Origin of the sequence: Psychrobacter okhotskensis (genome assembly GCF_965638355.1) — a bacterium.
Classification (GTDB): domain Bacteria; phylum Pseudomonadota; class Gammaproteobacteria; order Pseudomonadales; family Moraxellaceae; genus Psychrobacter; species Psychrobacter okhotskensis.
Genome location: NZ_OZ281822.1, coordinates 276,818 through 293,143, shown reverse-complemented (window position 1 = coordinate 293,143; position 16,326 = coordinate 276,818). Strand labels below are relative to the sequence as shown.

16 protein-coding genes and 4 tRNA genes are annotated in these 16,326 nt (G+C 43.5%); 12 read left to right on the top strand and 8 right to left on the bottom strand.

Annotation, left to right across the window (positions count from 1 at the left end; all coding sequences use genetic code 11):
* Positions 1-172: 172 nt before the first annotated feature.
* From ACSUPM_RS01245 to ACSUPM_RS01215, 7 genes are all read left to right on the top strand, one after another.
* A tRNA-Gln gene (locus ACSUPM_RS01245) sits at positions 173-248 on the top strand.
* Positions 249-413: 165 nt separating this feature from the next.
* Positions 414-489: transfer RNA gene (locus ACSUPM_RS01240), tRNA-Gln, on the top strand.
* Positions 490-599: 110 nt separating this feature from the next.
* Entirely contained in the window at positions 600-1,547 is a 948-nt protein-coding gene (locus ACSUPM_RS01235; protein WP_025651871.1) for a ribose-phosphate pyrophosphokinase, read from the top strand.
* 322 nt (positions 1,548-1,869) lie between these two features.
* A complete protein-coding gene (locus tag ACSUPM_RS01230) occupies positions 1,870-2,559 on the top strand; it encodes a 50S ribosomal protein L25/general stress protein Ctc (protein WP_025651870.1) in 690 nt (229 codons plus the stop codon).
* 205 nt (positions 2,560-2,764) lie between these two features.
* Positions 2,765-3,346: an aminoacyl-tRNA hydrolase gene (pth, locus tag ACSUPM_RS01225; protein ID WP_025651869.1), complete on the top strand. Its 582-nt coding sequence runs from the start codon at positions 2,765-2,767 to the stop codon at positions 3,344-3,346.
* Positions 3,347-3,505: 159 nt separating this feature from the next.
* A complete protein-coding gene (panD, locus tag ACSUPM_RS01220) occupies positions 3,506-3,886 on the top strand; it encodes an aspartate 1-decarboxylase (protein WP_025651868.1) in 381 nt (126 codons plus the stop codon).
* Positions 3,887-4,055: 169 nt separating this feature from the next.
* Positions 4,056-5,033, top strand: coding sequence for a calcium/sodium antiporter (locus ACSUPM_RS01215; protein ID WP_436880102.1), 978 nt, complete (start codon positions 4,056-4,058; stop codon positions 5,031-5,033).
* Positions 5,034-5,075: 42 nt separating this feature from the next.
* Here the strand turns inward: ACSUPM_RS01215 and ACSUPM_RS01210 are convergent, their stop codons facing one another.
* The 3 genes from ACSUPM_RS01210 to ACSUPM_RS01200 form a co-directional block, all read right to left on the bottom strand.
* The gene (locus ACSUPM_RS01210) at positions 5,076-5,729 is read right to left on the bottom strand and encodes an RDD family protein (RefSeq protein ID WP_201567030.1); all 654 of its coding nucleotides are present in this window, start codon (positions 5,727-5,729) and stop codon (positions 5,076-5,078) included.
* A gap of 300 nt (positions 5,730-6,029) precedes the next feature.
* Positions 6,030-6,106 (bottom strand) — tRNA-Arg (locus tag ACSUPM_RS01205).
* 184 nt (positions 6,107-6,290) lie between these two features.
* Positions 6,291-6,380, bottom strand: a tRNA-Ser gene (locus ACSUPM_RS01200).
* A gap of 354 nt (positions 6,381-6,734) precedes the next feature.
* On the opposite strand from ACSUPM_RS01200, the gene ACSUPM_RS01195 reads away from it, so the two are divergent.
* Positions 6,735-7,541: a hydroxymethylpyrimidine/phosphomethylpyrimidine kinase gene (locus ACSUPM_RS01195; RefSeq protein WP_201606540.1), complete on the top strand. Its 807-nt coding sequence runs from the start codon at positions 6,735-6,737 to the stop codon at positions 7,539-7,541.
* 79 nt (positions 7,542-7,620) lie between these two features.
* Here ACSUPM_RS01195 and ACSUPM_RS01190 read toward each other — a convergent pair whose 3' ends face one another.
* The gene (locus ACSUPM_RS01190; protein WP_025651863.1) at positions 7,621-8,190 is read right to left on the bottom strand and encodes a YggT family protein; all 570 of its coding nucleotides are present in this window, start codon (positions 8,188-8,190) and stop codon (positions 7,621-7,623) included.
* A 132-nt stretch (positions 8,191-8,322) separates the two neighbouring features.
* Complete coding sequence (gene proC / locus ACSUPM_RS01185; protein ID WP_436880101.1) at positions 8,323-9,153, bottom strand: pyrroline-5-carboxylate reductase; 831 nt, start codon at positions 9,151-9,153, stop codon at positions 8,323-8,325.
* 227 nt (positions 9,154-9,380) lie between these two features.
* On the opposite strand from proC, the gene ACSUPM_RS01180 reads away from it, so the two are divergent.
* Positions 9,381-9,878, top strand: a complete 498-nt coding sequence (locus tag ACSUPM_RS01180) for a GNAT family N-acetyltransferase (protein WP_025651861.1) — start codon at positions 9,381-9,383, stop codon at positions 9,876-9,878.
* Between the two features lie 33 nt (positions 9,879-9,911).
* Here the strand turns inward: ACSUPM_RS01180 and tilS are convergent, their stop codons facing one another.
* A complete protein-coding gene (tilS, locus tag ACSUPM_RS01175; protein ID WP_201577355.1) occupies positions 9,912-11,492 on the bottom strand; it encodes a tRNA lysidine(34) synthetase TilS in 1,581 nt (526 codons plus the stop codon).
* Between the two features lie 299 nt (positions 11,493-11,791).
* On the opposite strand from tilS, the gene ACSUPM_RS01170 reads away from it, so the two are divergent.
* Together ACSUPM_RS01170 and ACSUPM_RS01165 are read left to right on the top strand one after the other, a co-directional pair.
* Positions 11,792-12,277 carry a winged helix-turn-helix domain-containing protein gene (locus ACSUPM_RS01170; RefSeq protein ID WP_201577358.1) on the top strand — a complete coding sequence of 162 codons (486 nt, stop codon included), beginning with the start codon at positions 11,792-11,794 and terminating at the stop codon, positions 12,275-12,277.
* On the top strand, positions 12,274-12,828 hold the full coding sequence (locus tag ACSUPM_RS01165) for an IS630 family transposase (RefSeq protein ID WP_201577362.1): 555 nt from the start codon (positions 12,274-12,276) through the stop codon (positions 12,826-12,828). Before ACSUPM_RS01170 ends, ACSUPM_RS01165 begins: the two co-directional genes overlap by 4 nt.
* Positions 12,829-12,942: 114 nt before the next feature.
* Here the strand turns inward: ACSUPM_RS01165 and ACSUPM_RS01160 are convergent, their stop codons facing one another.
* The gene (locus ACSUPM_RS01160; protein ID WP_173239550.1) at positions 12,943-13,746 is read right to left on the bottom strand and encodes an acetyl-CoA carboxylase carboxyltransferase subunit alpha; all 804 of its coding nucleotides are present in this window, start codon (positions 13,744-13,746) and stop codon (positions 12,943-12,945) included.
* 198 nt (positions 13,747-13,944) lie between these two features.
* On the bottom strand, positions 13,945-15,471 hold the full coding sequence (ppx, locus tag ACSUPM_RS01155) for an exopolyphosphatase (RefSeq protein WP_201567053.1): 1,527 nt from the start codon (positions 15,469-15,471) through the stop codon (positions 13,945-13,947).
* Positions 15,472-15,904: 433 nt separating this feature from the next.
* On the opposite strand from ppx, the gene ACSUPM_RS01150 reads away from it, so the two are divergent.
* Positions 15,905-16,237: a DUF962 domain-containing protein gene (locus ACSUPM_RS01150; RefSeq protein WP_227502370.1), complete on the top strand. Its 333-nt coding sequence runs from the start codon at positions 15,905-15,907 to the stop codon at positions 16,235-16,237.
* Positions 16,238-16,326: the final 89 nt, after the last annotated feature.

Sequence of the window (16,326 nt, the reverse complement as noted above, 5' to 3'; positions counted from 1 at the left end):
CCTATCTAAGCTCACCTATGCAATCCTACAATAAAATGTCATTAACTCGTCAATTCTTATGGTCGATTTCTGCCATTCACCTATCAAAACCATCCCATTACGAATAAAAGCCATAAAAAGCCGCAAATGACTTGCAAAATCTGAAAATCTACTTATAATAGGTCGCCTCAATAGGGGTATAGCCAAGTTGGTAAGGCATCAGGTTTTGATCCTGACATCCGTTGGTTCGAGTCCAGCTACCCCTGCCATTTTTAGTTCGGATTGCTGTTTTATAGCAATTGACAACACCTTTCCTATTTCGGTATAGTTCGCAATGAACACCGTTAGGGAACGCCGTCTTAGACGGTTAATAGGTAACGACGCTAGTCTAATTTTTTATTAGTATTCAGCGCTCGTACTGCCTAGTACATTACAGGGGTATAGCCAAGTTGGTAAGGCATCAGGTTTTGATCCTGACATCCGTTGGTTCGAGTCCAGCTACCCCTGCCATTTTTTACTGTAATAGTAGTCTTCAATATTTTTCATCACTCTTTTCTATATTTGGGCAGTTAGACACTGCTTAGCGGTCGCTGCTTGATTTAATCAATAGGACTTCAGTCATGCCTTATTTGGCAATTTTTACGGGCAACGCCCATCCTGAATTAGCGAAAACCGTCGCCGACCACCTACACATCCCTCTTGGTAAAGCTGACATCACGCGTTTTTCTGATGGCGAAATTGCGGTGGAAATCAAAGAGCACGTGCGCGGTAAAGACGTGTTTATCATGCAGCCTACTTGTGCACCGACCAACGACAACTTGATGGAAATCATGATGATGGCCGATGCCTTGCGTCGCTCTAGTGCTGGCCGTATCACCGCTGTCATGCCCTACTTTGGTTATGCCCGTCAAGACCGTCGTCCGCGTTCAGCGCGTGTTCCTATCTCGGCCAAAGTCGTCGCTGACATGCTAAACATCGTCAGTATCGATCGCGTCATGACCGTTGATTTGCACTCAGATCAAATTCAAGGTTTCTTTGATATCCCAGTCGATAACATTTACGGCACGCCTGTGCTGCTAAACGACCTCAAAAAGCAAGATTATGACAATATCATGGTCGTCTCTCCTGACGTCGGTGGTGTCGTTCGTGCCCGTGCTATGGCCAAACAACTAGGTGATACTGACTTAGCCATCATCGATAAGCGCCGTGCGCGTGCCAACGAATCACAAGTGATGCACATTATCGGTGATGTTCGCGACCGTGATTGCGTCATCGTTGATGATATGGTCGATACTGCAGGCACATTATGCAAAGCTGCTGAAGCATTGAAAGCAAATGGTGCACGCCGCGTATTGGCTTACATTACCCACCCAGTCTTATCGGGTAATGCGCTAAAAAACATCAATGAATCTGCATTGGATGAGATTGTGGTCACTGATACGATTCCTTTATCTGATGCCGCCAAAGCTTGTAGCAAAATTCGTCAAGTAAGTATCGCCCCGATGCTGGCTGAGAGCTTGCGCCGTATCAATAACGAAGAATCTATCAGTGCGATGTTTGACGCTTAGGTAACGCTTAAGATTGTCCGTTACTAAAAAATCTGTTAAAAAAACGCCAAGTTTTATGACTTGGCGTTTTTTTTAATCACTTTTCGTTGTTTATTGTATATTCACTTTAAATAGCCATTTCACGTAGGTCTTTATTATTGTTAAAGAATCACGTATAATGCGCGCCTGTATTCATCATTAGCTAATCTTTATTATTTTTAGGTATTTTTATACTTAGCGACATGATTGATACTTTCTAAAGTATTTATTATCCAGTGATAGACTGGTCGCAAGTCTGTTATTACTGGTAGATACTTCACATACTCTCTATAGGATTATATCCATGAGCATTAATCATTTTGAACTAAACGCCATTGATCGTGCTGCTGAACTACAAGGTAAAGGTGCGAGCCGCCGCCTACGTAAGCAGAATCTTGTGCCTGCTATCATCTATGGTGGTAACGAAGAGCCAACAGCGATCTCTATCAAGCTTAACGAGTTGGTAAAATCACTTGAATTCGAAGCCTTCTTCTCGCACATTTTGACCATCAATGTTGACGGCGAAGAGCATCAAGCCGTTATCAAAGACTTGCAGCGCCATCCAGCTAAAGGCTTCCCAATGCATGCTGACTTCCAGCGTATTGTGAAAGGTCAAAAAATCCACATGAATGTTCCTGTGCATTTCACTGGTCGTGAAGATGCGCCGGGTACTGCTGCTGCTGGTGTACTATCAACGCTAGTATCTGATATCGAAATCATCTGCCTACCATCACAGCTACCTGAATACCTAGAAGTAGACGTATCTGGTATGGAAATCGGTGATTTGTTCCGTTTATCAGACATCAAACTTCCTGAAGGTGTTGTTATTCATGAACTTGAACTAGAAGACGGTCATGATCGCACGATCGTTAACATGCAGCCACCAACGGTTGAAGAAGTTGACGAAGACGCTGAAGAAGTGGATGCAGCTGACGTTCCAGCCACTGAGCAAGATGCTGAAGGCGAAACTGAAGACAAGAAAGACGACGAATAATAAACAATCGCTATGTAGTGACTTATCGTATGCTACGTAGATAAAGGTTTGTTTAGTTAGAAAGCAGCAGGTGATAAATATCTCCTGCTGTTTTTGTAAGTAAGGTTTGAAAAGTAGGACAACTATTGTGTAGCCTAAATATTATAGAGTCGTCTTACTTTTCAAACCTTATCACTCATTTATTACAGCTAAGAAAGGGGTTTTTATGGCCATAAAACTTATTGTCGGTCTTGGTAATCCCGGTCAGCAGTATATGTTTACGCGTCATAATGCAGGGTTTTGGTTCGTCCATCATTTGGCGCAGCAGTTCAACATCACGCTCGCCCCTGACAAAAAATTCCACGGGGTAACAGGACGCGGACAAATTCATGGGCATGACGTGCGGCTATTGATGCCACTGACCTTTATGAATAAATCCGGTCAGTCAGTGGTGCCTATGGTCAACTTTTATGGCATCCAAAATGATGAGTTGCTGATTGCCCATGATGAGCTCGATATTCCAGCGGGCAGCATCAAGCTCAAAACCGATGGCGGACATGGTGGTCATAACGGTTTGCGCGATATTACGCCGCATATTGGCAACGACTTTCATCGCCTGCGCGTGGGTATTGGGCATCCGGGACACAAGTCTAAAGTCAGCGGACACGTCCTATCAAAAGCTTCCTCCGATGAGCAAATTGCCATTGATAGCGCCTTGAGCGCCGCGTTTGAAGCTTTGCCCCTGCTGTTAAGTGGTGATATTGAAAAAGCTCGCTCTCAGATTAATAGTTTCAAAGGTCCAGAATAATAGGTCGAATGAATAACAGCGCCTTTTATTTTGGCGATATTGTCCCCATTAACCTCTTGATTTGGTTAATTAATAAGTCAGTTGATATCTCATTTTTCTAATGATAGTTTTTAATAGCAGTCACGCTCATTAATATCAGTTACGCTAAGGAAGCAACCTATGCTACTTAATATGCTTAAATGCAAGTTACACCGTGCCCGTGTTACCCATGCCGAGCTTCATTATGAAGGCTCGTGTGGTATCGATGGTGATTTACTAGATCTGGCTGGTCTACGTGAAAACGAATCTATCGATATCTATAATGTGACCAATGGCAAGCGCTTTCGCACCTATGCTATCCGTGCTGAAGCAGGCTCTGGTATTATTTCGTTAAATGGTGCCGCCGCTCATATGGCCGACTTAGGTGACATCGTCATTATCTGTGCCTATGCGCATTTTGATGAAGTGGAAGCCGAAACTTATCAGCCAAAACTGGTCTATTGCAACGAAGACAATACGGTCAAAGACACAGCGAATATCATTCCAGTACAAGTGGCTTAGTTGTAGTAACTTTCGTTTTGTAACTTACCTGTGGTAGCTTAGTTGTTAACGGCGAGACGCTGCTGTTAAGTTTATAAAAAATTGTGTTCGATAAGGAAGCTGAATCTATATAGGATTCAGCTTTTTTTATGTTTTTTTATCCATTTACGAGTCACAAGGAAACCTACTAATGTGGTTGGCAGTTATTGCAGTATTAATCGGTTTAGCCATTTTGGTATGGAGTGCCGATATTTTTATTGATGGGGCAACTGCTCTGGCTATAAAGTTACGCGTGCCAAGTTTTTTGATTGGGGTGATTATTTTAGGATTGGGCACGTCGGCACCTGAGATGGTAGTGTCGTTACTTGCTGCCTTGGAAGGCAGTCCCGAGCTGGCGCTAGGTAACGCTTATGGTTCAAATATTATCAATATAGCCTTGGTATTGGGGGCAACGGTACTGATTAGCCCCATCATCATTCATAAAGGCATCATCAGGCGCGATTTGCCGATACTGGTAGCGATTACCGCATTGGCAGCATGGCAGCTACGTGACGGGCTGCTGAGCTTAAATGACGGGCTAGTGCTATTGGCAATGCTGGTCATTGTCTTAGGGGTTCAAATTGTACTGAGCTTACGCGACGGCAATTCAGATAACGCAGATGAGACTAAAGAGGTCATCGATGCTGATCATAGTGCACCGAGTTTAATGCGGGGTTTGGGTAGTTTATTCATTGGTCTGTCAATGCTGGTAGCAAGCTCGCAAGCCATCGTCTGGGGTGCAGTAGAGTTGGCAACATTTTGGGGCTTGAGCGAGCTGATTATTGGCTTAACCATCGTGGCAGTTGGTACCTCATTGCCCGAACTGGTTGCCAGCTTATCAGCAGCGCGTAAAGGTGAGCATGACATGGCGCTAGGCAATATTATTGGCTCTAATATCTTTAATACCTTAGGCGTCGTTGGTCTGGCCGCCCTCATCGCCCCTATCACTGCCAATCCGATTATCTTGTCGCGTGATATTTTAGCGATGGGCTTGATCACTCTATTACTCGTCGTACTGTGCGTCTTTGCCTTTATGAGCAAGCGTCCATTTGGTCGTATATCTGGCGCGACCTTAGTCATGTTTTTCGTCGGCTATACTTTATGGCTGATGCAGACAGCCAACTTGTAACGCTTAACGTGTGTTGACAGACTATGGCGATGATAGTGCGGTTTATTTTCCTTGCTTACGGTTTCTAATGACCCGCCATAAACTTTCATTCTCGGTTTTTGGCATTTTTAAGGTAATGGTATTCGATAGCATATCTTGTACCGCGAGTCCGCGACGATTGAACAGGCAAAAGGCATAATTAAAGACGAAGCCCAATAAAGCACTGGTTAATAAAATAGCGCGAGTGCCACCGATGACACTACCAATAATGCCAAATATAAGCGGCATAAGACTAGCCGCTAAAATACGCTTAAAAGACTGACCCCACGTTAGCAAATGACCGCCATTGTTGACCGTCTTTAGGCGCCACGTTTGCATCCCTAGTGTTTGACCACTACGACGCCAAAACAGACCATAGAAGCCCACTAACGTCAGTATAAAAGACGGCGTCATAATAAAGTTTTGATACCATGTCGGCAGTGATTTGGCCTCTTGTGATTGCGTGCCGGTGTCCATAGTCAATAATGTGCCAATCACCGTCAGTATGGTGCCTACCAAAAATAACAACGCTAGAACCAACATACCGTCATAAAGAATAGCCGCCATACGCGTACCAGGTTTGGCAATCGTCGGTTCTTCGGCTTCAGAGATATGAGGCTTTGGGGTTTTTGGTGATAATTTGGCTTTAGTAGCCGCTTTTGACGACGATTTAGACATGATACAAGCCCATAACAAGCGAAAAATAGAGCGCTCATTGTACCGTAATTCAAGCGCCTATCGTACATTATGATGCGAGAAGACGTCAGATGCAAAAGACTGTCTATTCAAATGTAGAAGGAAGATGGCAAGTAAGACAGTCGTTTTATAAATAGAAGACTTATAGAAGCTATAGAGATAAAAACTATAGAGATAAAAGCTACATACATAAAAAAATCGCCAAATTGTCATAAGACAGGCGATTGATTTAGATTTTCTGTTAGCTTACTTATTACATGAAAAAATAAACTAGTATGCAAATGGTGCGCTTGGAGAGATTCGAACTCCCGACCCCTTAGTTCGTAGCCAAGTGCTCTATCCAACTGAGCTACAAGCGCGTACTTTGCACATCATCTACTGCATTGTTAACAACAATTACAGCAAATTAGGTTGGTTATTATATAGATAATATCGCTTGTGTCAATATCTTTATTAGTTAAATTCAAATTATTTTTGAACCAAATACTAAAAAAACAATCAACGCCAATCTCTGCGTTATTACTCTACTAACAACTGAATAAATGGCGGTGAAGGAGGGATTCGAACCCTCGATACGCTTACACGTATGGTTCCTTAGCAGGGAACTGGTTTCAGCCACTCACCCACTTCACCTAACGATTTAAGACACTTATCAAAGTATTTTTGAAAAAACACTTCTTTAAACACAGTATCGATGCTAACAATACGTCTTATGTCGTGGGCGAGTATTATAGCAAAGCCAAAACGAATTGCAAGCACTGTCTACAGTTTTAATCACGCTTTTGCCATAATTATGAATTTTAGAGCTATTAAACAGGTTTTCTACGCTTTTCTAGGCGGCCAGCCTTACTATTCGTAAAAAAACGGTGTATCTAATAAATAGTTTTAACAGACATAGCATAGCGCGACATCTGAAGCTGCTATGGCTTTTTTGGTGGTGGATGGCTATAGTATTTGTTATTCATCTTAGCAATAAAAGGAAGGGTTATGCGACCAGTGGTATTGTGTTTTTCAGGATTAGATCCCTCCGGCGGTGCTGGACTACAAGCAGATATCGAAGCCATTGGTCAAGCAGGCGCTCATGCGGCGATTGCTTGCACGGCGGTCACCATCCAAAACTCGCAGCAGGTCTTCGGCTTTGAGGCTTGTAGCGCTGAACTAGTCAGAAATCAAGCGATGGCAGTACTCGAAGACTTGCCAGTAAAGGTTATCAAATCGGGCATGCTCGGCACTACTGATAATATAAAAATGATGACTAGATTATTCACTAATAAAGTTATTAAAAAAAACACCCCTTTTGTACTTGATCCAGTATTGGTTGCTAATAGTGGCGGTAGTTTGGGCGATGAGGCAACTTTAGTAGCAGCTTTCAAACAGCTACTGCCCTATGCCACTTTAATTACGCCTAATACTCATGAGTTACGCGCTCTGAGCGGTGAGCAAGACTTGCATATTGGGGCGCAAAAACTATGCGCACAAGGGTCTCATGCGATATTGGTCAAAACCTCACACGACTTTAATAGCGGTGATATCGAGCAGTATCTGTATATAGAAGGTGAGATGGTGCATCAAAGCACCTTACCGCGCTTAGAAGGCGAATTCCATGGCTCTGGCTGCTCGCTGGCTAGCTTTATCGCTGGACGTCTAGCAATAGGCGACGCGCTCATTGATGCCGTCAAGGCAGCCGATAACTGGATTACTCAAACCTTGCGCGCCGCCGATGCACCGCACCCTGAGAATGCAGAAGCCCAACTGATACCCAACCGTTTTATAGACTTTCAGAATAATCTATAAACGATAAATAAAAAAAGACGCTCTGTATTAATAGAGCGTCTTTTTTTGACTCTGTTCTTACTTTTCTGTCTTTACTTTATTAGCCCAACATTGGCATAAAGCTCGATGCCAAACCACCGATAAATATCTCAAGCAAATAAAAGGCAAAAAATGCAACCATCGGTGATAAATCAATCATGCCTAAGTTTGGCGTGATGCGGCGAAAAGGTGCTAAAATCGGCTCAGCCAAATTAATGATGATACCAATAATAGGATGCTCAGATTTAGTAAACACGACAATCCAGCTCACAATAATAGAACCGATCACTAAATAGCGACACATGCGTAAAAAGTCTAATACCAAACTGATCGTACCTGTAAAAAATAGCGGCACAGGCGCGATGCCTTTGTGGGTCAACGCGGCTTTTCCAGAGATATCAATCAGACGAATCAAAAACATCAACACAATCGCGGCAATACTGATGCGACCGTGCGCAACAGTAGGAAAAATACGCCCAAACACATCGACGATATGAGTCGCCTTGTAAGCCGGAGCAATCATCGGATTGCTGGCATCCATCCCTGCAAACTGCAGCATAAAACGGATAAACACCAACATCATAGCGAAAGTGGTGACCAAATCAAAAATTTGAAATAACAGGTTGTTCATGAAGTGCTACTCAATGGGCTTGTACGCTAATAACAATAAAAGTAATAAAAGACGAATAATCGAGACCAGTATTAACCATTTATGATGACAGCCACTCACAAAGTGGCTGGTTGTATCTGCTGGCTATTGGTATTACTTCATCTCTTCGCTAAGCGCTTGACTACGATCATAACAGGCTTGCATGGCTTCGCCGATTTGACGACCAATCTCATTGGCTTGCATCGACTCAATAGCGGCTTGAGTAGTACCGTTCGGTGAAGTAACTTTGCGGCGTAACTCGGCAGGTACATCATCGCTATCCATTGCCATTTTTGCTGCGCCCAACATGGTTTGCATGGCCAATGCTGAGGCTTGCTCTTTATCCAACCCTAAGGCGACTGCACCATCGATCATCGACTCTATGAAGTAAAACACATACGCCGGAGCTGAGCCTGAAACTGCCGTTACCGCGTGCATATGCTCTTCGTCATCAACCCACATGACCAGACCAGAGGCTTCCATTACTGCAGTGGCTAATTGCTTTTGTTCAGTAGAGATATCATCCGTACCATAAAGGCCCGTCGCCCCCATCTGAATCATGGCAGGTGTATTTGGCATTGCGCGCACGATATTGCGATAGCCGCCTAGCATGCCAGACAAAATATCCGTCGACAAGCCAGCTGCCACCGAAATCACTAGCTGCTTGTCCAATACATCTGCAAAAGCGCTGACGACTGGTTTCATCACTTGCGGTTTTACTGCCAGTACGACAATATCAGCATCGGTAATAGCGGCGGTTGGATTAGCGGTTGGATCTACAGTGTTTAATCCCTTAGCGGCTAGTTGCTCGCGCGCGTCGCCGCTAGGATCAGCCACGGTAATCAGACTGGGCTTGATGCCGCAGCTTACAAGACCGCTAATCAAGGCCTGCGCCATATTTCCGCCACCGACAAAACTGATTTTCTTATTATCTAATACTGACATGTGTGTCTCCTACTCAAAAATTTCAAAGGCAATCAAAGTAACATAATGGTATTTAAAATGACACTCAGTTTACCATACTGCTACTACGACCGTTTGATAAATTCCCGAGCTCATTATTAGCCTAAAATCCTATTCAACTACTAAATTATCACAGACTCTTTCATAGCTTAGTTAGTAAATTGAGAAATGTCATTTTCAAACTATTTTTAAGTTTTTTGGAGTAAACGATGTATTTTGTGCGTAGAGGCAATCTAGACGACTTTACAGATATTGCTAACATGCACTTTGAGAGTTGGGGTGCCGCCTACTTAGGTTTGCTACCAGAGTCTTATATTAGCAACAAAAACAACCTATTCGAAAAAACAGAAATGTGGCAAGCGTTAATCGTTCATCACGATGTCGTTGTGTGGGTAGCACATGATACTAACCATAAAAGCTTAGGATTTATTGGATATTTTAATAAAAATAATAGCTATGAAATTACGACTTTGTATGTTTTACCAGAATATCAGAGGCTAGGTATAGGAACTGAGTTAATGAAGACGTCGTTGCAAGACATCTTAGAGTCTAATATCAATACCCACTTTTATTTATGGGTACTAGAATCTAATACAGCAGCTATCGATTTTTATAAAAAATTCGGTTTTGTCTATACTGGAGATAATAGTGAAGAATGCTACGAAGGTACTAAAATCACAGATATCAAAATGGTAAGAAAAAAATAATCTAACTTCTTAACTCAGAATGAGTAAAATTTATCACAAAAAATTATTTACACTTAGAACACTTCCGATAGCACTGTCTAAAATACTACTATCATTTCTAATGGCTGTTGATGACTTATCAGTCCCTAACACCCAACTTTCAAACGGTGATACTAGCAATAATGGCAATTCTTCATCATAAGTGCACACTGCACTAATAACCATTAAACTCTCACGCATCCATGAAGGGATACCCAAGGTTTGATACAGCTTTTTACCGGATTGCGGACGCGACGCCAATGCCGTTTGCACACGCTGCTTGCGATCTAATGCTCTTATATTAAATACTGGCTTCACTACTGTCTGTAACGCATGCTCACCTTTTGTATTGTCTAATAACTGTGCCAATACCTGAGGTAATATCTGCAACTGCCATGTAAAATCAGCACTCGTTCGTAAACAAATCGATACCAAATTATCATCAAATACGCCAGTGCTAATATTGCTAGATAAATTGGCTGGCGCTAACGGTTGAGTTTGTTCATCAAGCGGCATATTCAGCCATGTCAGCCACTCATTGCTCAGCCGATAAAGCTGCTGGCGGTAGCGCCGAATGCTATAAGACTGCTGGCGACCTTGCCAAAAAAGAATGGTTTGGTGATCGTTATCATTGCGCTCAGCTAGGTTTAGTACCTCATCAACTAACTGCTTAGCCGGCGGTAATGGCTCATCTTGAGCTAGCCAACAGTGCAGTAATTGGCGTTGGCGATAAAGCGGTAGTTTCTGTAGCTCGTCAATATTTAATACATATTGTGCAGGTGGCAGTTGTAACGAGGTAATAGCCGTTTGCTGCATGTCTTGTTCTGCTTGAGCGCTGACCGTCGCTTGCGCGTCACTTAGTAGCTGCGCACTACGAGCAATGTTATCAATGACGTTGGGGTTATATTTTGCTAATACTGGCATAACGTCTTGACGTAATCCGCTACGTACATTGTCGCCAGCGTCATTGGTCGGGTCGTCGATATAGGGCAATTTCAGACGCTGAGCATAGGCACTAATACTGGTACGCTGGACGGTCAGCCAAGGTCGCCACAATATATTTCGCCGCCTACCTTGCGTCTGTAGATGCCATGGCTGCATACCCGACAAGCCATTCACCCCAGCGCCTTGAATCAACCGCATCAGTACCGTTTCTGCTTGGTCATCGGCATGATGCGCTAAGAGCAACACATCGTCTTGATTGAGTTGCGCTCGCATAACGTCATAGCGCGCTTGCCTAGCGGCTTGCTCATCATGACCGTCTACTTGCGCTGATAAAATCCGACAAGGTATCTCTTGAGCCTCCGCCCATTTCGCCACATGCTTCGCCCAGATGCCACTGTCCACTTGTAGACCATGATTAACATGCAGTAATTGCGGCAAAAATGGCAATTTACCGTGTCGATAGAGCTGCACACATAACGCCGCAAGTGCCAAGGAATCGCGACCACCACTACAAGCCAGCCAAAGTCGGCGACCGTGTAGCCGTTCGCTATATTCAGCCAAACTGGTTAATAACGCCTCAGCCAAATAAGTATCAATTGGCTGCTCAGCTATTGGCTCAATAGTATATTGGAGGATTGCGCTGCTGGTCATAATTCATCTTATTTATTGAGTTACTATAGTCAAGATATCCTAAAAACGCGACGGTATTGCTGATATCAATTTTTGTAGCCTCTGTCTGCGCAGGCACGGCAAGCAAGAAAAATTAATATCAGCAGTGCATCATGGTTCGATATTACTTTTCACTGACTATATATACATTATTAATGCAGAAGTTTGTTGGCACAAAAAAACGCGCCATAAAATGACACGTTTTTATTTTAGCATTTTTTGTTTTAACATTAAGGATAACTATCTAATACCAAACCCAAAATATATAGTATAATCCACTTATGACTATACCAATCCATAACCTAGAAGAGCATGACTTTGGCAAACACTCAAAGACCGAGAGTAACCCCAGAGCCCGCCTACGCCTGCTTATCTTATACCAATATAGTATAGGCAAAGCCACTAACGATATTGCCAAAGATCTTTGTATTCACCCTCAAACTGCCAGGCGTACCTTGAAACGATATCATGAACGAGGACTTGAGAGTCTCTATGATCGTCATCGCAAAGGTCGGCATAGTAAACTGGTAGAAGCAGACACAGACGCTTTTAAAGCCATGATAGTCTCTGAACAAGACAAGCGAGCTGGCGGTCGTTTGACCGGTAAAGATATTCAGCAATTGGCTAAAGAACACTACAACGCCCACTATACCGTCAATGGTATCTACGAGCTGCTTAAACGTATTGATATGAGTTGGATAAGTGCTCGTAGTCAGCATCCAAAAGCCGACATACAAGCTCAAGACGCTTTTAAAAAAACTTTATAGCACAGGTTGAGGCGTCCCTACCTACTGAGGTAAGCCTAGATCACGTAGATATATGGTTCCAAGATGAAACTCGAATAGGACAACAGGGGTCATTGACTAGAGTTTGGCATTACCGCGGTGAGCGTCCTCGACTGATCAAGCAGCAGCAGTTTAATTCCGCTTATCTGTTTGGTGCCTTTTGTCCAGCGACAGCAGAGGCGGTAGGTTTAGTATTGCCTTCAGTCAATAAACATACAATGTTATTGCATATGCTTGAGATTAGTAAAGCCGTACCAAAAGGACGCCATGCGGTCGTAGTGATGGACGGTGCATTGTGGCATCAACCAAGCTTGAATCAGGGTAATGTCACTATGCTTAAATTACCGCCTTATTCACCTGAGCTTAATCCCTCTGAGAGAGTATGGCAGTACCTTAAGCAAAATGAGCTATCTAATCGTTGTTATGAAAGTTATGAGGCTATTGTCGAAGCCGCTTGCTTGGCTTGGAATAATCTGCTTAAACAGCCACAGAGGATTCAGTCTTTAACTACTCGTACTTGGGCGCAACTTTAATGATTGGGATTGGTATAATATCAAAAGCTGAGCGTTAAATACTGAATAGGTGCTCAATAATAAATTGACCTTACTCTAAACAAGCCCAATCTAAAAAAGCACAATGCCAACCTATTAAGCAGGCAACATTACTTCTGAGTTAAAGGTTTTTAGCTTCTCATAACGCAGCTCGCAACGCTCCTGCGCATCCAAATCCTTGATCTCATCTAACTGCTCAGCAATGAGTGCTTTCAAAGCCGTCATGACTGGTTGTGGCTGAATATGAGCGCCCTCGCCTTCATCAATCACTGCATCAATTAAGCCCATTTGATAGAGATTAATGGCATTTAATTTTAAGGCTTCACTGGCATCTTGCGCTTTTTCGGCTGTTTTCCACAGGATAGAGGCACAGCCTTCCGGAGAAATAACTGAGTAAATGCTATTCTGTAGCATATTGACCTTATCCCCAACGCCAATCGCTAACGCGCCACCTGAGCCACCTTCACCGATAATGGTCACGATAATCGGCACTTTTAGGCTAGAAAAAACCGCAATACTCTCAGCAATGGCTTGCGCCTGCCCGCGCTCTTCGGCACCAATACCCGGATAGGCGCCTTGGGTATCAACAAAGGTCATCACCGGAATATTAAAACGTTCCGCCATCTTTACCAAGCGAATGACTTTGCGATAGCCTTCAGGATTGGCCATACCAAAGTTATGGGCGATACGCTCGCGCGTGCTGCGACCTCGATGCTGACCGATAACCATCACTGGCATACCGTCAAAGCGCGCAAGGCCACCCAGAATCGCTTTGTCATCGGCAAACGCACGATCGCCATGCAATTCATCAAATTCGGTAAACAGCTGATTAACATAGTCCATAAATAATGGACGCTTGGCGTGCCGTGCAAGCTGCACACTATCCCAGACAGTGCTCATAGACCTTTCCCTTTAATAATTATATTTAACAATAGCATCGTTATCGGTTTATAGATAATAAAAGTACAGTTGTAAACTCAATAGAAGCTATAGTAGCACATCTTAAATGCCATGACATTACTGACAAAGCCGCTTTTGTTACGTTAATCTGTAGCTTACTCATCACAATAGTAACGACTCAATGCTAGCGCTCAGCACTTATGCCTCGACCACGCTTAGTGTCACGCCCCACTTGGCAAACTGCTCGACCTCATTATGTAAATCTGATAATAAGAACGCATAATGCTCATTGTTATCCGTCACTGTGATTTGCCAACATTTGGTATCAACGACTTGAAGCTGCAACGTTGGTAGTTCGTTATCGCTACGGCTGTGATGCGCGAGTACGGCTAACCGTAACAATAAGCATAAATACACCAGCGAATCACCGCCAATAGTACCAGTCTGCTCTAACATATCCGATTTGAGCTTGCGGCGATGATTGAGCATCAGCTGCGCCATACGCTTTTGATCTACTTGTGAAAACCCAGGAATATCAGAATGTTCAAGTAAATACGCGCTGTGCTTGTGGTAGCTACTATGGCTAATGGCTAGGCCTATTTCATGCAAAAACGCTGCCCGCCTGAGCAAATCGCCATCGTCGCTACTGAGTGATAGCTTCGCCTTCACCTGTTCAAACAAATTGCGACTGGTTCTTACTACTTGTTTGGCTTGTTTTTTATCGCCTGAGTAGCGTTTAATAAGTGCCAGCACACTACGGTCACGCACGTCTTCACTGGCAAAGCGCCCCAACATGTCATACATAACGCCTTCGCGTAGCGCGCCATCTGAGTAAACAATGGTCTCAATGCCCAGCACCTTCATCACCGCCCGTAGCACCGCCACGCCTGCGGGGAAGACGGCTTTACGATGCTCCTTGACGCCTTCTAATTCGATGTCATTGACATTGCCAATCTTAATCAATAATTTTTCTAGTTTTTTGACGCCTTTATAAGTAATGCGTTCTTGCTCATCCGCCCAGCCTTTAGAGACGAGGACGTTACGCACCGCCTTAATCGTGCCACTAGAGCCAACCACACTACTCCAACCGGTTTTTTGGTAGCGACCATTAATCGCTAATACTTCTTTGCGCGCGCCTGATATCGCATTGTTAAACGCTTCTTTGGTAATTTGCCCATCATCAAAATATTTTTTGGTAAAGGCAACACAGCCCATCTGTAAACTTTCGGTCAATAGCGGATCGAACTCTTGACCAATGATGAACTCGGTCGAGCCACCGCCGATATCGATGACCAAACGCTTATCGCTACTGGCGTTGGTGTGCGAGACGCCCAAATAAATTAGACGCGCCTCTTCTCGTCCAGCGATGATTTCGATCGGCTTGGGTAAGATTTTATTGGCCCGAGTGATAAAGTCATTGGCATTCTTAGCTTGGCGCAAGGCATTGGTCGCCACCACACGAATACGCTCAGGTGGTACTGAATCAAGACGCGCAACAAACCGACTTAGACATTCAAGTCCTCGCTGTTCAGCCGCCGCGCCCAATATATTATTCTCATCCAATCCTGCTGCCAACTGCACCTTTTCGGACATCGAAACCACTTTTCGCACCTCACCGTGGTCAAGACGGGCAATGGCTAAATGAAAGCTGTTGGAACCAATATCAATGGCTGCCATCATTTCATCATCGGCGATCGGTGGGTTTGCTAGGTAGTCATTAGGCATAGGATATATCGTTACCGTGTTAGATAAAAAGGATAGGATATTTGCTGAAAAATAAGAAAACGGATAGATAAAAAACACAGCTCACTGAGCGAAACACAGCGAGTTTTGCCATTAAAGCATTTATGCCAAATAGTGGCAAGTAAGACGCAACCTTGGCTAGTACCCGATGACAACACAGACAAGTAGCCCACACTTGACGCTTGTGTTACTAATGGCGATTTGCTACATTAAAAATCATGAATATTGTAATAAAGAACAAACACTTACTTATCAAGCATAAGTTTTAATGAATTAAAAAATCTCTCAATGATTTGCCCTAATGCCTGTTTTCGATAGACGATTAGCAAGGAAGCTAAAAATGAATCAAGTTGCCACACAAAACACTACGAAATATACCGACGCTGCTACTATCGGCACGGCCAAAAAGGACATCATGAAGACGGTCAGTCCAACGAAGCCAAACTTTTATGATTTTTATTTGGATGAACATCAAAATATGGCATGCCGACGACTGCATTTTGCAGGCAGTAGTTTTGGCTTATTAGGCTTGGCAAAGTCGGTCAAAACCCGTTCGCCAAAACCATTACTCAAAGGCATCGCTGCAGGCTACGCTTGTGCTTGGGTCGGGCATTTCTTTTTTGAGAAAAACAAGCCCGCCTCTTTTAAATTTCCGCTAAAAAGCTTTGCCAGCGATTTTCGTATGTATAGCGACGTGCTACGTGGTAATGTAAGTTTAAAAGATCGCAAATTTGATAAAGCACGATAAAGCTAAGTTTATGATTAATATAGATAAAACATAAAAAACTGGACTGCCAAAATAGCAATCCAGTTTTTTAGCTTTAATAAAATGCTGAT

Excerpts from the sequence above, each read along its gene's own strand:
- ACSUPM_RS01235 (WP_025651871.1), top strand. The coding sequence starts at position 600 with ATGCCTTATTTGGCAATTTTTACGGGCAACGCCCATCCTGAATTAGCG.
- ACSUPM_RS01230 (WP_025651870.1), top strand. The coding sequence starts at position 1,870 with ATGAGCATTAATCATTTTGAACTAAACGCCATTGATCGTGCTGCTGAA.
- pth (WP_025651869.1), top strand. The coding sequence starts at position 2,765 with ATGGCCATAAAACTTATTGTCGGTCTTGGTAATCCCGGTCAGCAGTAT.
- panD (WP_025651868.1), top strand. The coding sequence starts at position 3,506 with ATGCTACTTAATATGCTTAAATGCAAGTTACACCGTGCCCGTGTTACC.
- ACSUPM_RS01215 (WP_436880102.1), top strand. The coding sequence starts at position 4,056 with ATGTGGTTGGCAGTTATTGCAGTATTAATCGGTTTAGCCATTTTGGTA.
- ACSUPM_RS01210 (WP_201567030.1), bottom strand. The coding sequence starts at position 5,729 with ATGTCTAAATCGTCGTCAAAAGCGGCTACTAAAGCCAAATTATCACCA.
- ACSUPM_RS01195 (WP_201606540.1), top strand. The coding sequence starts at position 6,735 with ATGCGACCAGTGGTATTGTGTTTTTCAGGATTAGATCCCTCCGGCGGT.
- ACSUPM_RS01190 (WP_025651863.1), bottom strand. The coding sequence starts at position 8,190 with ATGAACAACCTGTTATTTCAAATTTTTGATTTGGTCACCACTTTCGCT.
- proC (WP_436880101.1), bottom strand. The coding sequence starts at position 9,153 with ATGTCAGTATTAGATAATAAGAAAATCAGTTTTGTCGGTGGCGGAAAT.
- ACSUPM_RS01180 (WP_025651861.1), top strand. The coding sequence starts at position 9,381 with ATGTATTTTGTGCGTAGAGGCAATCTAGACGACTTTACAGATATTGCT.
- tilS (WP_201577355.1), bottom strand. The coding sequence starts at position 11,492 with ATGACCAGCAGCGCAATCCTCCAATATACTATTGAGCCAATAGCTGAG.
- ACSUPM_RS01170 (WP_201577358.1), top strand. The coding sequence starts at position 11,792 with ATGACTATACCAATCCATAACCTAGAAGAGCATGACTTTGGCAAACAC.
- ACSUPM_RS01160 (WP_173239550.1), bottom strand. The coding sequence starts at position 13,746 with ATGAGCACTGTCTGGGATAGTGTGCAGCTTGCACGGCACGCCAAGCGT.
- ppx (WP_201567053.1), bottom strand. The coding sequence starts at position 15,471 with ATGCCTAATGACTACCTAGCAAACCCACCGATCGCCGATGATGAAATG.
- ACSUPM_RS01150 (WP_227502370.1), top strand. The coding sequence starts at position 15,905 with ATGAAGACGGTCAGTCCAACGAAGCCAAACTTTTATGATTTTTATTTG.